This window comes from Streptomyces sp. NPDC017520, assembly GCF_044329855.1.
Lineage (GTDB): Bacteria > Actinomycetota > Actinomycetes > Streptomycetales > Streptomycetaceae > Streptomyces.
Map to the genome: position 1 here is coordinate 115,212 of NZ_JBIRKB010000011.1, position 13,818 is coordinate 129,029.

The following is a 13,818-nucleotide window of genomic DNA, read 5'->3' on the forward strand; positions in this document are numbered from 1 at the left end:
CCGCGTTCTGCGTACCCCACCGCACCGAAGCCCCACCGCACCGAAGCCCCACCGCCCCCCCACCCCCCCCACCGCCCCGCACCTCCACCGCACCCAACCGAACCGGGAGAGACTCCGTGTACGCAGTACTCGCTCTGTGCTGGCTCGTCGTCTTCTTCGACGGCCTGGACGTCACGGTCTACGGCGCCGTCATGCCGTACATGCTCGACGACACCGCCTTTGGGCTCGACGCCGCGGCGGCCGGCCGGATCGGCAGCTGGACCACCTTCGGCATGCTGATCGGCGCGCTGACCGCCGGCAACCTCACCGACTGGATCGGCAGACGCACCGTCCTGGTCTGGTGCGTGCTGCTGTTCTCCGCCGGATCGGGCGTCTGCGCGCTGGCCGGTGACCCGTTCCAGTTCGGCGCCGGCCGGTTCCTGGCCGGACTCGGCCTCGGCGGCCTGATGCCGATCTGCCTGGCCGTGGTGGCGGAGTTCTCCCCACCGCGGCGGATGGCCCTGGCCACCGGAGTGCTGATGACCGCCTACCACGCGGGCGGCATGGCGGCGACGGGCCTGGGCCTCGCGCTCGCTCCGGACCACGGCTGGCGGTGGCCCTTCGCGGCGGGCGTGCTGCCCGCGCTCATCGCCGTACCGCTGCTGCTGCGCCATCTGCCGGAGTCGCCGGGCGTGCTGTACGCCCGCGGCCGGTTCGAGCAGGCGCGGTTGACCGCCGAACGGTACGGACTTCCCGAGCCGTCCGCCGAGGACGCGCCGGCCGCCGGGGCCTCGGGCCGGCTGCGCGCGGTCCGCGACCTCGTGGCGCCGGGCCGCGCCCTGGCGACGCTGCTGCTGTGGGCCGCCTCGTTCTGCGGGCTGCTGCTCGTGTACGGCATCTCCACCTGGCTGCCGCAGCTGATGCGCTCCGCCGGCTACGGCCTGTCCACCTCGGTCGGCCTGCTCATGGTCATCAACGCGGGCGGCATCGTCGGCATGCTGGTCGCCGGACGGGTGGCCGACCGGTTCGGCGCGGTCCCCGTCGCGACCTGCTGGTTCCTGCTGACGGCGGCCGGACTGGCCCTGCTGGCCACCGGCCCTTCGCTGGGCCTCACCTACGCGGTCGTCGCCTTCACCGGCGTCTGGCTCTTCAGCGCCAGCACCATGGTCTACGCGGTCGCCGGACGCTTCTACCCCGCCGCCGACCGCGCCGCGGGCCTGGGCTGGGTCACCGGGGTGGGGCGGCTCGGCGCGGTCGTCAGCCCGATGCTCGGCGGAGCGCTGGCCGTCCGGGGGATGGGGAGCGGCGGGTTTTTGGTCTTCGCCCTCGGCGGAGTCCTCGGAGCCGTGACCGTGTTCCTGGTGCCCCTCGTCGCGGCGGCCCGCACCCGCACGGACGCCGGCCGCGCCGCCGGGAGGGAACCGGGCGACGCGGCCGGGGCCGGGCGGGAGACGGGCTCCCGGGTGGGACCTACTTCTCCAGGCAGAACTCGTTGATCGGGTAGCCGACGTGACGGTCCTCGACGGGCAGGTAGCCGAGGACCGTGTCGCCGGGCTTCAGCTCGGTGCTGTTGAGGACCGTGCCACCGGGACCGAGGACCCGGACGTGCCAGTCGTCCTGGAGGATCAGGTTGACGCGCCGGCCGTCCGGGGCCTCGGCGTCGATGGAGATCAGCGGGCGGGTCTCGATCTTCACGCGGCCCACGGTCACCAGCCGGGTGTTGCCCTTGATGTCGACGGCGGTGAGCTTGCTGCCCGTCTTCAGCTCGCTGAGGTAGTTGGTGCGCTCGTCCTTGCCCAGCGTGTACGAGTGGATGGCGCCGGCGTTGACGCGGAACGGCCGGGTCGGCATGTACGGCAGCGGGTGGGTCTCGCTGACGCAGAGGATCATGCCCTTGGAGTGCGAGCCGACCAGGATGCCCTCGTCCTCGCCGAAGTGCGTGGTGGTGTCCACGCAGGCCCGCTCGCCCATGCCGATGTGGCTGGTCTCCACGACGCGCAGCTCGGTGAGGTCGAGGTTGGGAATGCCGGCCTCGGCGATCCGCTTCAGCTCGGCGGCGTCGCCGACCGTCTTCGGAGCCATCATCACGCCGTCCGAGCCGTGCTCCAGCACGCCGAAGAGGATCTCCGCCTCCTCCAGGTCCTGCGCGATGGTCACCATCGAACCGGTGGCGCGCGCGGCGGCGGCGATCACGATCTCCAGCGGGATCTTGGTCGGGTCGCGGAACAGCAGGACGGACCACTTCTCGGTCCGCGAGGACTCGCAGGCGTCCTCCAGCGTCGGCGCGTCGATGATCTCCACGAACCGCCCGAACTCGATCTCCGGGTGCTTGATGGCCAGTTCGGCGGGGGTCACACCGTGCTGCGACGGGTCGACGACGACGACCGTCGCCTCGCCGAACTCCTCCGGGATCTGCTTCCCCAGGACGAGCAGGACCTTGGTCACGGTGGGCGGCAGGCCCGCGAGGTGGGCGGGGTCGTCGGCGACCAGCGCCTCCACCCGGTGGTGCAGAGCTTCCTGGACGATGGCGGCACGGGCCTCACCCACCGAGCGGATGTCGAGCCAGGTCAGTTTCGAGGACGAAGCCGAGGTCGAGGACGAAGTCGAGGTCGAGGTCGAGGTCGAAGCAGGAGACGAAGACATGGAAGAACTCCTCAGTAGCGATGGGACGTGAACAGGGCGGGGACTCGTGGTGCGGAACAGGGTGTGGACGCCGGCCGGATCAAGCGGCTCATGGCGCCGGCCGGATCAAGCGGCTCCGGGCGCCGCGCCGGCCGGAGCCCGGACCGCGCCCCTGTCGCCGCTGTTGTGGATGAGGTCGGAGAGCTTGTCCGCCATCGCGCCGGGATCATGGGCCTGGAAGACGTTGCGGCCCATGGCGACACCGGCCGCGCCGCCGCGCAGCGCGTCGTCGACGTAGGCGAGGGTCCGGCTCTCGTCGCTGTCGCGCGGTCCGCCGACCACCACGACCGGAACCGGCGAGGACGCGGTGATCTCGGCCATCGCCGCGACCGATCCGACGTACAGGGTCTTGACCAGGTCGGCGCCGAGATCGACGGCCACCTGGACGGCGTGGGCGACGAGCGCCGGATCGCGCGGGTTGTCGATCTTGGGGCCGCGCGGATACATCATCGCCAGCAGCGGTACGTTCCAGCGGTCGCAGGCCTCCGCGACCGCCGCCATGTCCGCGATCTGGTGGCGTTCCTCGTCGGAGCCGAGATTGACGTGGACGCTCACCGCGTCCGCGCCCATGCGCAGGCTCTCCTCGACGCTCGACACCAGGTACTTGGCGTTCGGGTCGGGTGCGTGCACGGTGCTGGCGCTGAGGTGCACGATCAGCGAGGTCCGCGTGAACCACTCCGGGTCCACATGACGCAGCGAGCCCTTGTGCAGGACGATCCCGTCGACGTGGTGCGACGCCAGTTCGCCGACGAGCGCGTCGAGGCGGTGGGCGCGGGTCAGCGGGCCGTCGGTGATCGAGTGGTCGAGCGGGACGATGAACAGCCGCTCGGGGTCGTGGTGATGGAGCCGTTGGAGTCGCAGACTCCTGGCGAAGGGCGCGTTCGGGGCCATCGGTGCTCCTGTCGGGTGTCGCCGGAGAGCGTCGGCGGAGGGTTTTCCGGCCGGGATCAGGGCCGGGGAGTGAGGCTGGCGGGGACCGCGCCCGCTTCGGCGCCGAGGCCGAACTCGCTGTGCAGCAGGCCGACCGCGCGGACCGCCTCGGAGCGGGGAACCGTCACCGAGACCCGCAGCTGGGACGCGGACAGTGACCGGGCGCTGATGCCGGAGCCGACGAGTGAGGCCAGCATCCGGGACGCGTACTCGGGTCGGCTGAGCAGTCCCTGACCGACGATCGAGACCTTGGCGACCTGGTCCTCGACCTCGACTCCGTGCCGGTGCGGGGCCATGAGATCGCTGAACGACCGGCTGACGTCCGCCGCGTGCGAGCGGTGCACCGTGAGGCCGAGGGAGAAGCCGCCGCCGGGCGCGGAGGAGACCGTGGTCATGTCGGCGGGAATGGACTCCTTCGCCAGGAACCGGAAGACGGCGGCGGAGGGGTCGGGGGTGTCGTGGGTGCGCAGGGTGATCCGGGCGACGTCGGCGTCGTGGACGACGGCCATCACCGCGGTCCTGTCCTCAAGCATGTCGTTTCCGTCTCGTCGATGGATACGGGTGCCGGTCCGCGCGGCCGTCGATCGGCCCACGAGGATGTCGACGTCGTAGAGGGCGGCCAGTTCGACGGCCCGCGCGTGCATGACCCGGGCTCCGGCGAAGGCCATCTCGGTCATCACGTCGATGTCGACGTCGGGCATGAGCCGGGCGTCGGTGACGACCCGCGGGTCCGCGGTGAACACGCCGGGTACGTCGCTGTAGATCTCGCAGTGGCCGGACCGCAGTTCGGCCGCGACCGCGACGGCCGTGGTGTCGGATCCGCCGCGGCCGAGCGTGATGATGTCGCCGTCGGCGGTGACGCCCTGGAAGCCGGCGAGCACCACGGTCCGCCCGGCGTCCAGGAGCGTGTGCAGTTGGTCGGTGTCGACCGCGACGATGACTCCCGCGCCGTGCGGTCCGGTGGCGAGAACGCCGCTCCGGGAGCCGGACAGCGCGGTCGCGGCCAGGCCGCCCCGCTGGAGGGCCATCGCCATGAGCGCCGCTGAGGCGGTCTCGCCGGTGGCGAGCAACTGGTCGAGTTCGTGGCCCGCCGGGTGCGGGTTGACCGCGTCGGCCCGGCCGACCAGCTCGTCGGTGGTGTCGCCCTGTGCGGAGACCACGACGACGACGCGCCGTCCGGAGCGGGCGAGCGCGCCGACCCGGTCGGCGACCTGACGTACCTGGGACACGGTGGCGAGCGAACTGCCGCCGTACTTCTGGACCACCACGTCGCCGCCCGTGGGACGGCTGCCCTGCGTAGTCACGCGCTGCTTCCCCCCGCCTTGTCGGGCCCGGCTTCCCGAGCACTGCGACGAGCTTCCAGGAGGGGGATATCGACGCCGTGTCTCCGTCGCACCGGCGGGCTATTGCGCGCGTATCAGGACAGGGCGGACGGGGCGGGGGCCGGCCCGGGGCCGGTGGCTCAGGCGCGTCGGCCGCCGGTGATCGCCTCGCCCGCGTGGATGATCGAGCCGAGCATGGTGTGGGCGGCCTGGAGCTGTTCGATGGAACGGCCCATGCGCTCGCGTTCACGCTTGAGGTCCTGGGCCATTTCCTCGCAGGTCGGCGCCAGGATGGCGCCCTCCTCGGCCATGCAGGGCAGCACTTCCCGGATCAGGTCGGTGTTGAGCCCGGCCGCGAGCAGGATCCGGATCCGGCGTACGGCGGCGACGTCGGGCTCGCTGAACTCGCGGTAGCCGCTGGTCCGTCGCCGCGGTCGCAGCAACCCCTGCTGCTCGTAGTACCGCAGGCTCCTGGTGCTGATACCGGTGCGCTTCGACAGCTCGCCGATGAACATGTGACTCCCGGCACAGAAGATTGACTCTGACGTCAATGTCAAGGTCTAGCTTCACCGGCATGACAACGAACCGCAAGACCCAGCACCGTCCCACCATCGACCCGCAGGCCCTGGCCGGCCGGAAGGCGGTCGTCACCGGCGGCACCATCGGCATGGGCCGCGCCATCGTCCGGGCGCTGACCGACCGCGGCGCCGAAGTGATGTACACCGGGCGCAGCGACCGGCGGCTCGCCGAGGCGCAGGCGGCGCTCGGCACCGCGCTGGCGCACCCGGTGCGCTCCGACGTCACCGACGCCGGGGCCATCGACGCCCTCCGCGACCAGGTCGCCGACCGCCTCGGAAACATCGACCTCCTGTTCGTGAATCAGGGCATCGCCGAGTTCCAGACGCTCGACGAGGCCACGGAGGAGTCGTGGGACCGCATCTTCGACGTGAACGCCAAGGGGGCCTTCTTCACCGTCCAGCGGCTGGCACCGCTGATGGCCGAGGGCGGTTCGATCGTGTTCACCACCGTCTCCAACGACCAGATATTCCCCGGCCTCAGCGCCTACTCCGCGGCGAAGGAAGCGGTCGCCGCCTTCTCGAAGGTGCTCGCCGCCGAGCTGCTCCCCCGGGGGATCCGCGTCAACGCGATCGCCCCCGGCTTCATCCTCACCCCCACCATGGGCGTCGCCGAACTGACCGAGGAGCAGCGCGCCGAGTTCGTCGAACAGGGCAACGCCTCCACGCCGATGGGCCGGGGCGGCACCGTCGAAGAGGTCGCCGCCGCCGCGTTGTACCTGGCGGTCGAGGCCACCTTCACCACCGGAGTGGAACTGACCGTGGACGGTGGGTTCGGCCAGGGCCTCGGCGTCTGACGGACCCGGGCCGGTAGGTGCCGGGGTCACGGGCGGCAGGACCGGGCCACCCGGTTCCCGATCGCCCGGCCGCCGGCTCCTGGCTGCGTGGCCCCCGCACGGCCGGCCCGGCTCCTGGCTGTGTGGCCCCCGCACGGCCGGCCCGGCTCCTGGCTGTGTGGCCCCCGCACGGCCGGCCCGGCTCCTGGCTGTGTGGCCCCCGTACGGCCGCCGGCTCCTGGCTGCCCGGCTCCCGGCCCGCCGGCCCCCCGGCTCGCCGGGTCCGCTGACAGACTGGCCCGCCGGCCCCCGGCCCGCCGGGTCCGCTGACAGACTGGCCCCATGCATCCGCCGACCCCCCGCCGCCTCTCCCTCCAGCAGATCGTCGAAGGGCAGCGCCGCGCCGCCTTCGTCGGGCGGGAGGCCGAACTTGACCTGTACCGGGCCAACTTCACGCGGCCGCCCGAGGACCCCCGGCACCGGTTCGTCTTCCACGTGCGGGGCAACGCCGGGGTCGGCAAGACCTCGCTCGTACGGGAATGGCGCGAGGCGGCGGGGGAGTTCGGCGCGCTGACCGCATCGGTCGACGAGAGCGCCGACTCCGTACCCGACGTACTCGCCGACTTCGCCGCGCAGTTCGCCGAGCAGGGGCACCCGCTCAAGGCGCTGGACCGGCTGCTCGCCACCTACCGCCGCGCGCGCCACGACGCGGCCGGCCGGCTCGCGGCGGACAGCGAGACGCCGGGCGGGGCCCCTTCCCCCGGGGCGCTCGCCGCCGCGCAGGCCGGGCTGATCGCGGCCGGGGCGATACCCGTCGTCGGGGCGCTCGCCGGAGGCATCGACCCAGCGGTCGTGGCGCGGGGCGCGGGCGGACTGCGGGCGGTCTTCGGGGGCCGGGCCCGGCAACAGGAGGAGGCCCTGCTGCTGGCGGAACCGGTGCGGGTCCTCACCCCGGTCTTCGTCGCCGAGCTGGACCGGGTCGCGGACACCGTGCCCTGGATCGCCCTCTTCCTGGACACCTACGAGCGCACCGCACCCCAGCTGGACCGGTGGCTGGCGGACCTGCTGACGCCCGGCCGGTACGGCGACCTGCCCGCCAACCTCGTGCTCACCCTGGCCGGCCAGCGACGCCTCGACCCCGTGCACTGGGGCGACCGGAGCCGGCTGGTCGCCGACGTACCGCTCGGCCCGTTCACGGAGGCCGAGTCGCGCCAACTCCTGCACGAGCGCGGGGTGGTGACGGAGTCCGTCGTACGGGAGGTGCTGCGGCTCTCCGGCGGACTGCCCGTCCTGGTCTCCACGCTCGCCGCCAACCCGGGGGCGGCCGGGGAGGCGAACGCCACCGCCGTCGAACGCTTCCTGGCGGGGGAGAGCGACCCGGCCCGCCGGGCGGCGGCACTCGCCTGCGCGCTGCCGCGCCGGTTCGACGAGGACCTGGTCGCCGTCGCCGTGGCCGCACCGAGGAACGGGACGCACGCCGTGCCCGATCTCTACGACTGGCTGCACGAGCTGCCGTTCGTCGCCGAGCGGCACTCAGGCCACTCCCGCTACCACACCGTCGTCCGGGCTCCGATGCTCCGCCTCCAGCGCACCGGGTCGCCGCGACGGTGGAAGGCGGCGCACGACCGGCTGGCCGAAGCCTTCGTCGCCCGGCGGGACGCGGCGGCCGAGGGCATCGACCCGGAGCGCCTCTGGGCCGAGCAGCCCTGGCGCCGGGCGGCCCTGGACGTGCTCTACCACCGGCTCTGCGCCCGCCCCCGCGCCGCGCTGCCGGAGGCCCTGCGCGCCGGGATCGAGCTGTGCGGGCAGGCCCCGTCCCGCGCCCGCCACTGGGCCCGGACCCTCGCTGAGGCGGGCGAGGACGCCGACGACGCCGTACTGCGCGACTGGGGCCGGGACCTGCTGGCCGCCATAACGGACCACGGCCCCCGGCCCACCGCCGCCCTGGGCCTCCTCCTGACCCGGGCCGAGCTGACCGACACGGACCGGGCCGCCGCCCTCGTGGTGCGCGCCTGGCACCGCTTCCGCGCCGGGGAGCTGGAGGCCGCGCTGTCCGACCACGGGCGGGCGATCGCCGTGGACCCGCGCAGCGAACGCGCCCACCAGGGCCGGGCGGTGATCCTGCGCTCGCTCGGCCGCTACGAGGAGGCCCTCGCCGATCTGGACCGGGCCGAGGAGATCGCGCCCGCCTGGGCCTGGGCGGTGCGCGAACGGGGGGAGACCTACCGGCGGATGGGCCGCCTGGAGGAGGCCCTGCGCGTCCTGGACCGGGCGCACGCCCTCGACCCGTCCGACGCCGTGCCACTGGGCAGCCGGGGCCTGGTCCGCCATGCGCTGGGCCGGCACGAGGAGGCGCTCGACGACTTCGACCGGGCGATCGCGCTGTGGCCGGAGTACGCCTGGGCGCTGGTGAGGCGGGCCCGGGTCCGCACCGTCCTGGGCGACCCGGTGGGAGCCCTCGCCGACCTGGACCGGGCCGAGGAGCTGTCCCCCGGCCTGGCCGGAACGGAGGGGGAGCGGGGCGAGGTGTACCGGTCGACGGGCCGGCCCGGGGAGGCCGTCGCCTGCTACGACCGGGCCGTGGCCCTGGACCCCGACTACGCCTGGGCGCACGGCAGCAGGGCCCTCGCGCTGGAGGCGCTCGGCCGGATCCCGGAGGCGCTGGCGGACCTCGACCGGGCGCTGGAGCTGGACCCGGACTACGCGTGGGCGCGGGCGCAGCGGGAGCGGCTGGGGGCGGCGGCCGGGTCGTAGGGTCGGGGGATGCGCGATGTGCGGGTGGTGCTGATCGGCGGGACCTCGAACACCGGGAAGACGACGGTCGCCGAGGCGGTGGCGGAGCGGCTCGGATTCGAGCACCGCTCCACGGACGGCCTGGCCCGGCACCCGGGACGGCCCTGGCGGACTCCGGAGCACGAGGTGCCGCCGCACGTCGCCGAGCACTACGGGACCTTGACGACCGACGAACTCCTCGCCTCGGTCCTCGACCACTACGAACGGCTCTGGCCGCGTGTCGAGGAGCTGATCACCGACCGTGCGGGGGCCGGGGCCCCCGGCCTGGTCCTGGAGGGCTCGGCGCTCTGGCCCACGTGGGTCGCCAGGCTGACGGTTCCCCGTACGGCCGCCGTATGGCTCACCGCCGACGACACGGTCGTACGCGACCGGGTGCGGTCGGCGGGACGCTACGAGGAGGCGACGGACGCGGAACGGCACCTCATGGACCGGTTCCTGACCCGTACCGTCCGCTATCAGGCGCGGATGCTGGACGCCGTGGCGGCGCTGGGGCTGTCCCGGGTCGACACGGGCGGTGGACGTACGGTCGAGGAGCTGGCCGATGCCGTGCTGTCGGCCCTGGCGGCCCAGGTGGGGCCCGGTCGCTGATCCCCGCACCGGTCAAAAACGACCTGCGGGACGTCCGTCGACATACCCGTACGTACCCAGATCGCCCCCTCTACCGACCGTTCCCGTTCGATTACAGTGCTTGCGCGGTCGCCCGCAGAGGCCCGCGCGGGCGGGTACGTGGCGACGGGGAGGGTGCGGGGTGAGCACAGGGACCACGGCGGTGTGGGGCCGGGCCGAGCAGCAGGACTTCCGCAGCCGGGTCCGCGGGGCGCTGCTCGGCGGAGCCGTCGGGGACGCGCTCGGGGCCGGGGTCAGCGGGCTGGTGCTGGAGGAGATCCGCGCCGCCCACGGCGTCGAGGGGGTCGTCGACTATGTCCCCGCGCACGGCAGACGCGGCGCCGTCACCGCCCTCACCCAGCTCACCCTGTTCACCGTCGACGGGCTGATCCGCGCCCAGGTCCGCCGCGACACCGGGGCCTGGCACCCGCCCACCGATGTGCACCGGGCCCATCTGCGGTGGGCCGCGACCCAGCACGACTGGGGGCCCGACGAGCGGCGCGAGGACAACGGCTGGCTGGCCGCCGAGGAGTGGCTCTACGCCCGCCGCGAGCCGGCCCGGGAATGCCTGGGCGGTTTCGGCGACCCCGTCATGGGCACCCTCGACCGGCCGAAGAACCCCACCGCCCGGGACGCGGGCGCCCTCACCCGGTCCGCGCCGTTCGGGCTCCTCGTGGGCTGGGAGCCGGGGCTCGTGCTCCAGCTGGCCGTCGAGTGCGCGGCCCAGTCCCACGGGCACCCCGCCGCCCAGCTGGCCGCCGGAGCCTTCGCCCTGCTGGTGCACGGTCTCGCGCGGGGCGAGAGCCTGGACGGTGCCGTGCAGAACGTGCTGGCCCTGCTCGCCGAGCGCCCCGGCCACGAGCCGGTGACCGAGGCCCTGCGGCAGGCCCTCGGCTCCGTGCGGCAGGGCATCCCGGGCCCGGCCCTGATCGAGGCGCTGGGCGCGAGCGACGCCGCGGAGGAGGTCCTCGCCGTCGCCGTGTACTGCGCGCTGGTCAGCGAGGACGTGCGGCACGGGCTGCGGCTCGCGGTGAACCACAGTGGCCCCTCCCGTGCCACCGGGTCGGTCTGCGGGGCGCTGCTCGGGGCGCTGCACGGCGAGACCGCGCTGCCGCCGGCCTGGCTCGCGGAGCTGGAGGGGCGGGCCACGCTCCTCGAACTGGCCGACGACTTCGCGATGGAGATGACCCAGGGCCCCGCCCTGCACAGTCCGGCCGCCGTCGCCCCGGGCTGGCTGGCCCGCTACCCGCGCGGCTGAGGGGCCGGGCGGGCCGGCCTACCCGCGCGGCTGAGGGGCGGGGCGGGGCGGCCTATCCGCGCGGCCGAGGGGTGGGGCGGACCGGCTATCCGCGCGGCCGAGGGGTGGGGGCCGGGCCTCCGTCCTGGGCGGGGATCACGGCGGCCGCCGCCGTACTGTCCCCGCCGTCGTCGTCCCCGTCCCCCTCGTTGATCCGGGTCAGCAGCGCGTCGCGCTCCGGGGTGTCCTCCGGCTTCACGTAGCCGATCAGGATGTAGAGCACGAGCGAGACGGCGAGCGGAACGGACACCTGGTACTGGAGCGGCACCCCGCCCTCGACGGCCCAGTGGATCGGGTAGTTGACCAGCCAGAAGGCGAACAGGCCCGAGGCCCAGCTGACCAGCGCCGCCGTCGGCCCGGACTTCCGGAACGGGCGCAGCAGACCCAGCATGAACGGGATCGCGATCGGGCCCATCAGCCCGGCGACCCACTTGATCACGACGGTGATGATGTCCTTGAACGCGGGGGAGTTGATCTGCGTCGCGATGGCCATCGACAGCGCGAGGAAGGCCACGGTGGTCCAGCGGGCGGCGATCAGCCCGGCACGCTCGTTCCAGCCGCGTGCCGCCTTCGAGAGCGTCGGGGCGATGTCCCGGGTGAAGACGGCCGCGATGGCGTTGGCGTCGGAGGAGCACATGGCCATCGTGTGGGAGAAGAAGCCGACGATGACCAGGCCCAACAGGCCGTGGGGCAGCAGCTGTTCGGTCATCAGGGCGTAGCTGTCGGAGGCGTCCGGCTTCTGCGCGTCGACCAGCAGGGGCGCGACCCACATGGGGAAGAACAGCACCAGCGGCCAGACGAACCACAGGATCGCCGACAGCCGGGCGGACCGGGTGGCGGAGGCGGCCGAGTCGGTCGCCATGTACCGCTGGGCCTGGTTCCACATGCCGCCGTTGTACTCGAACGTCTTGATGAACAGGAATGCCATCAGGAACGTCACCGTGTACGGGCCGGCGGTCGGGTCCGCGTGCCCTTCCGGGAGCTTGTCCCAGACCGTCCACAGGGTGGCGAAGCCGTCGAGCTCGCGCATCACGGCGAACAGCATCGCCAGCCCGGCGAACAACTGGATGATGAACTGGCCCAGTTCGGTGAGGGCGTCCGCCCACAACCCGCCGACGGTGCAGTAGATCCCGGTGACGATCCCGGTGATCAGGATGCCCTGGGTGATGGAGAGCCCGGTGAAGACGGACAACAGGGTGGCGATGGCGGCCCACTTGGCGCCGACGTCCACGATCTTCAGCAGCAGCCCCGACCAGGCGAGCGCCTGCTGGGTCTGGATGTTGTAGCGGTTCTTGAGGTATTCCAGCGGCGAGGCGACGTGGAGCCGCGAGCGCAGCCGGTTCAGCCGGGGTGCGAAGAGCTTCGCGCCGATGAAGATGCCGATCGCGATGGGCAGTGACCAGGTCACGAAGGACGTGATCCCGTACTGGTACGCGATGCCGGCGTAGCCGGTGAACATCACCGCGCTGTAGCCGGACATGTGGTGCGAGATGCCCGACAGCCACCACGGCATCTTGCCGCCGGCCGTGAAGAAGTCGCTGACGTTGTCCACGCGCTTGTGCGACCAGAGTCCGATCGCGACCATCACGCCGAAGTAGCCGATGAGTACAGCCCAGTCGAGACTGTTCATGTCCCCCTCCAGGGGTCCGCCTTGTGAACGGGAACGCACTTCGTCGGTACGGCCGTTCAGCGGTGTCCCCTTGCGGGAGCGGGGACTTCGGGGATTGAACCCCCACTGAGGGCACTCGGTCAAGGCCGCCTGTAGTTCACATATATGAACACAAGTCAGCAAGGAGAACGATTTTACTCGTTCTTGACCTCGTGGGGCGTTGTCGCGAACGTGACCGCGACCACACGATGGGCGGGCACTTCGTCAGGCTGTGCAGAGAAGGTCAGGGAGTACGCGGCAACGCGCGAAGGCCGCACGGGATGCGGGTCCCGTGCGGCCGGGAAGTCGAGAGGGAGGGCGCCTGCGCGAGCTGGGTGGCGCGTGCGTCAGCGCATCAGCTCGCCCGCGTTGACCAGCAGTGACTGGCCGGTGATCGCCCTGGCCCGGTCGGAGGCCAGGAAGACGACCGCCTCGGCCACATCCCCGTCCGTGGCCGGCTCGGGCAGCGCCATCCGCTCGGTGAGCCGGGCCAGCACCTCGGACTCCGGCACGCCCTCGGAGCCCGCGGTGAACCGGACGTACGCCCGCACCGGCGGCCCCCACATCCAGCCCGGCAGCACCGTGTTGACCCGGATCCGGTCCGGGCCCAGCTCCTGGGCGAGCGAGTACATCGCCGAGGTGAGCGCCCCCTTGGACGCCGCGTACGCCGCCTGCCGCACCTGGGAGGGTGCGGCCACCGCGGACTGGGTACCGATCACCACCACCGAGCCGCCCCGCTCCTTGAGCGCGGGCAGGCAGGCCCGGGTCATCCGTAGGGTGCCCAGGAGGTTCACGTCGATGACCGACTGCCACGTGGTGAAGTCCGCGTCCTGGAGTCCGCCGAAGTAGCTGTCCCGGGCGGCGACGTGAACCACCGCGTCGATCCCCCCGAACCGTTCCACCGCCAGGGCCGCCAGCGCCTCGCACTGCGCTTCGTCCGTGATGTCGGTCGGCAGGTGGGCCGTGTGCCGGCCCTCCGGGTCGATCTCCGCCGCCGACCTGGCCAGATTCGCCGCCGTACGCGCTCCGAGCACCGCACGCCCGCCGTCGCGGACGACGCTCGAAGCGACCTGGTGCCCGAGTCCAGGCCCGACGCCCGACACGATGACGGTCTTCCCCGCGAGCAGCATCGGAGCCTCCCGGCCCTGGAAGTTCATCTGACGCACCGTCAGAATATGGGGAAGCGAGAACAGATGGAAGAGGACGGAAG

The 13,818-nt window shown here is 72.9% G+C and carries 11 protein-coding genes; 5 read left to right on the forward strand and 6 right to left on the reverse strand.

Features of this window, described 5'->3' with window-relative positions; all coding sequences use genetic code 11:
• Positions 1 to 116 precede the first annotated feature (116 nt).
• Complete coding sequence (locus tag ACH4KB_RS25685; protein ID WP_398068247.1) at positions 117 to 1,475, forward strand: MFS transporter; 1,359 nt, start codon at positions 117 to 119, stop codon at positions 1,473 to 1,475.
• On the opposite strand, the gene griH is transcribed toward ACH4KB_RS25685, so the two are convergent.
• The 4 genes from griH to ACH4KB_RS25705 form a co-directional block, all read right to left on the reverse strand.
• Positions 1,450 to 2,622 (reverse strand): 3-amino-4-hydroxybenzoic acid synthase, encoded by a 1,173-nt coding sequence (gene griH / locus ACH4KB_RS25690; RefSeq protein WP_398068248.1) that lies wholly within the window; start codon positions 2,620 to 2,622, stop codon positions 1,450 to 1,452. The two genes, ACH4KB_RS25685 and griH, sit on opposite strands and share 26 nt — an antisense overlap.
• A 105-nt stretch (positions 2,623 to 2,727) precedes the next feature.
• Complete coding sequence (gene griI, locus ACH4KB_RS25695) at positions 2,728 to 3,552, reverse strand: 2-amino-4,5-dihydroxy-6-oxo-7-(phosphonooxy)heptanoate synthase (RefSeq protein ID WP_398068249.1); 825 nt, start codon at positions 3,550 to 3,552, stop codon at positions 2,728 to 2,730.
• A 56-nt stretch (positions 3,553 to 3,608) separates the two neighbouring features.
• Positions 3,609 to 4,895 carry an aspartate kinase gene (locus tag ACH4KB_RS25700; protein ID WP_398068250.1) on the reverse strand — a complete coding sequence of 429 codons (1,287 nt, stop codon included), beginning with the start codon at positions 4,893 to 4,895 and terminating at the stop codon, positions 3,609 to 3,611.
• A 158-nt stretch (positions 4,896 to 5,053) separates the two neighbouring features.
• On the reverse strand, positions 5,054 to 5,428 hold the full coding sequence (locus ACH4KB_RS25705) for a MerR family transcriptional regulator (RefSeq protein ID WP_398068251.1): 375 nt from the start codon (positions 5,426 to 5,428) through the stop codon (positions 5,054 to 5,056).
• A gap of 59 nt (positions 5,429 to 5,487) precedes the next feature.
• On the opposite strand from ACH4KB_RS25705, the gene ACH4KB_RS25710 reads away from it, so the two are divergent.
• The 4 genes from ACH4KB_RS25710 to ACH4KB_RS25725 all read left to right on the forward strand — a co-directional run bounded on the left by ACH4KB_RS25710 (position 5,488) and on the right by ACH4KB_RS25725 (position 10,921).
• Positions 5,488 to 6,285, forward strand: coding sequence for an SDR family NAD(P)-dependent oxidoreductase (locus ACH4KB_RS25710; RefSeq protein ID WP_398068252.1), 798 nt, complete (start codon positions 5,488 to 5,490; stop codon positions 6,283 to 6,285).
• A 321-nt stretch (positions 6,286 to 6,606) separates the two neighbouring features.
• The gene (locus ACH4KB_RS25715; protein ID WP_398068253.1) at positions 6,607 to 9,018 is read left to right on the forward strand and encodes a tetratricopeptide repeat protein; all 2,412 of its coding nucleotides are present in this window, start codon (positions 6,607 to 6,609) and stop codon (positions 9,016 to 9,018) included.
• Positions 9,019 to 9,027: 9 nt separating this feature from the next.
• Positions 9,028 to 9,645 carry a hypothetical protein gene (locus tag ACH4KB_RS25720; protein ID WP_398068254.1) on the forward strand — a complete coding sequence of 206 codons (618 nt, stop codon included), beginning with the start codon at positions 9,028 to 9,030 and terminating at the stop codon, positions 9,643 to 9,645.
• Positions 9,646 to 9,805: 160 nt separating this feature from the next.
• The gene (locus tag ACH4KB_RS25725; protein ID WP_398068255.1) at positions 9,806 to 10,921 is read left to right on the forward strand and encodes an ADP-ribosylglycohydrolase family protein; all 1,116 of its coding nucleotides are present in this window, start codon (positions 9,806 to 9,808) and stop codon (positions 10,919 to 10,921) included.
• Positions 10,922 to 11,006: 85 nt separating this feature from the next.
• On the opposite strand, the gene ACH4KB_RS25730 is transcribed toward ACH4KB_RS25725, so the two are convergent.
• Together ACH4KB_RS25730 and ACH4KB_RS25735 are read right to left on the reverse strand one after the other, a co-directional pair.
• Positions 11,007 to 12,590 carry a sodium:solute symporter family protein gene (locus ACH4KB_RS25730; protein WP_398068256.1) on the reverse strand — a complete coding sequence of 528 codons (1,584 nt, stop codon included), beginning with the start codon at positions 12,588 to 12,590 and terminating at the stop codon, positions 11,007 to 11,009.
• Positions 12,591 to 12,955: 365 nt separating this feature from the next.
• On the reverse strand, positions 12,956 to 13,738 hold the full coding sequence (locus ACH4KB_RS25735) for an SDR family oxidoreductase (RefSeq protein WP_398068354.1): 783 nt from the start codon (positions 13,736 to 13,738) through the stop codon (positions 12,956 to 12,958).
• Positions 13,739 to 13,818 lie beyond the last annotated feature (80 nt).

Excerpts from the sequence above, each read along its gene's own strand:
- griH (WP_398068248.1), bottom strand. The coding sequence starts at position 2,622 with ATGTCTTCGTCTCCTGCTTCGACCTCGACCTCGACCTCGACTTCGTCC.
- griI (WP_398068249.1), bottom strand. The coding sequence starts at position 3,552 with ATGGCCCCGAACGCGCCCTTCGCCAGGAGTCTGCGACTCCAACGGCTC.
- ACH4KB_RS25705 (WP_398068251.1), bottom strand. The coding sequence starts at position 5,428 with ATGTTCATCGGCGAGCTGTCGAAGCGCACCGGTATCAGCACCAGGAGC.
- ACH4KB_RS25710 (WP_398068252.1), top strand. The coding sequence starts at position 5,488 with ATGACAACGAACCGCAAGACCCAGCACCGTCCCACCATCGACCCGCAG.
- ACH4KB_RS25715 (WP_398068253.1), top strand. The coding sequence starts at position 6,607 with ATGCATCCGCCGACCCCCCGCCGCCTCTCCCTCCAGCAGATCGTCGAA.
- ACH4KB_RS25720 (WP_398068254.1), top strand. The coding sequence starts at position 9,028 with ATGCGCGATGTGCGGGTGGTGCTGATCGGCGGGACCTCGAACACCGGG.
- ACH4KB_RS25730 (WP_398068256.1), bottom strand. The coding sequence starts at position 12,590 with ATGAACAGTCTCGACTGGGCTGTACTCATCGGCTACTTCGGCGTGATG.
- ACH4KB_RS25735 (WP_398068354.1), bottom strand. The coding sequence starts at position 13,738 with ATGCTGCTCGCGGGGAAGACCGTCATCGTGTCGGGCGTCGGGCCTGGA.